Annotated in this window: 4 protein-coding genes; all 4 read right to left on the minus strand. The window is 73.7% G+C overall.

Going from position 1 to position 1,490, the window contains the following annotated elements:
• Positions 1 to 429: hypothetical protein (locus tag CGE01nite_RS16755; RefSeq protein ID WP_141371782.1), on the minus strand; the 429-nt coding region annotated here is incomplete at its 3' end.
• A gap of 7 nt (positions 430 to 436) precedes the next feature.
• Complete coding sequence (locus CGE01nite_RS16760) at positions 437 to 904, minus strand: phage tail protein (RefSeq protein ID WP_229747266.1); 468 nt, start codon at positions 902 to 904, stop codon at positions 437 to 439.
• On the minus strand, positions 897 to 1,070 hold the full coding sequence (locus CGE01nite_RS17095; protein WP_170211014.1) for a DUF6760 family protein: 174 nt from the start codon (positions 1,068 to 1,070) through the stop codon (positions 897 to 899). Before CGE01nite_RS17095 ends, CGE01nite_RS16760 begins: the two co-directional genes overlap by 8 nt.
• 9 nt (positions 1,071 to 1,079) lie before the next feature.
• On the minus strand, positions 1,080 to 1,490 hold a 411-nt coding region (locus tag CGE01nite_RS17200; RefSeq protein WP_218022645.1), incomplete at its 5' end, for a hypothetical protein.

The following is a 1,490-nucleotide window of genomic DNA, read 5'->3' on the forward strand; positions in this document are numbered from 1 at the left end:
GAGCCGGTCGCGGACGCTGCCGGGGCGGCGGGCGCCGTCGGCGGGGATCGCGTCGACCATGCGCGGCAGGCCGCGGGGGATCGACGCGGCCTCGGCCTGCGCGTCGTGCGCCGCGCGCACGGGCGCGACCTGCGACCACCAGCGCGGCGGTGAGACGTCCTCGGGCGTGCGGCGCGGGGTCACGGTCGTCGACGGGCCGGACAGCGCGCGCCGCACGTCGACCGGTCGGCCCCAGCCGTGCGCGAACCGCACGGACGACGAGGCCAGCGAGCCGATCGGCGACGGACGCGCCCGGCCCAGGCGCGGCCCAGGCCGGCGCATGCGCAGCGCGACGGCCCGGCCCAGGCGGGTCGGGTCGAGGCGCTGCTGCTCGGCGCTCGGCTGCGCGGACGCCGTCGCGCCGCTCATCGGCTCGTGGATGTCGGTCACGGGCGGCTCACTGCAGCGTCTTCGCGCGGAAGCCGTTGTGCGCGACCTCGAGCGTCTCGACGAGCGCCTCGCTCGCGTCGACGGACAGCCGCGGCCCGGCCCACGAGACGGCGAACACGCCCTCGAACTCCCACGAGCGCAGGCGCGCGCCCTGGTGGTCGACGACGGTCACGGCGCCCGTGGAACGGGTCAGGCTGTTCTGGTTGCCCGCGAATCCCTCGCCCGACGAGCTCGCGACCCACTGGAACAGCGCGTCGGAGTTCACCAGGCCCCGGCGGAACACCAGGTTCGGCCAGCGGATCACGCCGGGGAAGCGGTGCACGTACTGGTTCTGCCCGCCCTCGAGGTACTCCTGCGTGCTCACGGTCATCTCGAGGCCGGTGACCTCGACGAAGTACCCGATCTCGACACCGTCGACCTCGAACAGGAAGTTGGCGGAGACGGGTGCGTCTCCGCCCAGGGGTCCTTCAGGCACTGTCGCGCACCGCCTCCCACGCTCGGGCATTCATCGCTGAGACAGCCCGCACCATCCGGACGCGGTCCATGTGCTCGAGGTCGAGCAGGTCGGGCAGCGGCCAGTGCAGGTGGTACGCCAGGTAGGCGATCTCCTGCCAGAGGACGTCGACGGGGTAGCGCAGCATGGTCAGGACCTAGTGACGGGCCTCGGAGCGGATCTCCTCGATCGCCCCGCGGCCGGGCCGGGGCAGCGCGGCGGCTGCCTCGACGGAGGACGTCGGTGCGGCTTCCTGGCTCTCGGCGGCGGGCGCCGGGGCCTCGTCGGACGACGAGACCCCGGGCGCCTGACCGAGCGCGCGCTGCGCGGCGACGAACTCCTCGAACTCCTGCTGGCTCCCGAAGTTGATCACTCCGTAGAAGTCCTGCAGGTAGGCCAGGTCCGCCGCGAAGAGACCTTCGATCTCGTGCGGCGTGACCATGGGCAGCGTGCCGAGGGACTCCACGACGCGGGCCAGGACGACGATCGTCAGACGAGGGTCGTCGGGGCCCGTGACCGTGGGGTCGCGCAGCGGCTCGAGCTCGTCGCGGGCCGTGGCGAGCCGCAT

The sequence above is a fragment of the Cellulomonas gelida genome (assembly GCF_006538725.1).
GTDB classification, from domain to species: Bacteria; Actinomycetota; Actinomycetes; order Actinomycetales; family Cellulomonadaceae; genus Cellulomonas; species Cellulomonas gelida.

Excerpts from the sequence above, each read along its gene's own strand:
- CGE01nite_RS17095 (WP_170211014.1), bottom strand. The coding sequence starts at position 1,070 with ATGCTGCGCTACCCCGTCGACGTCCTCTGGCAGGAGATCGCCTACCTG.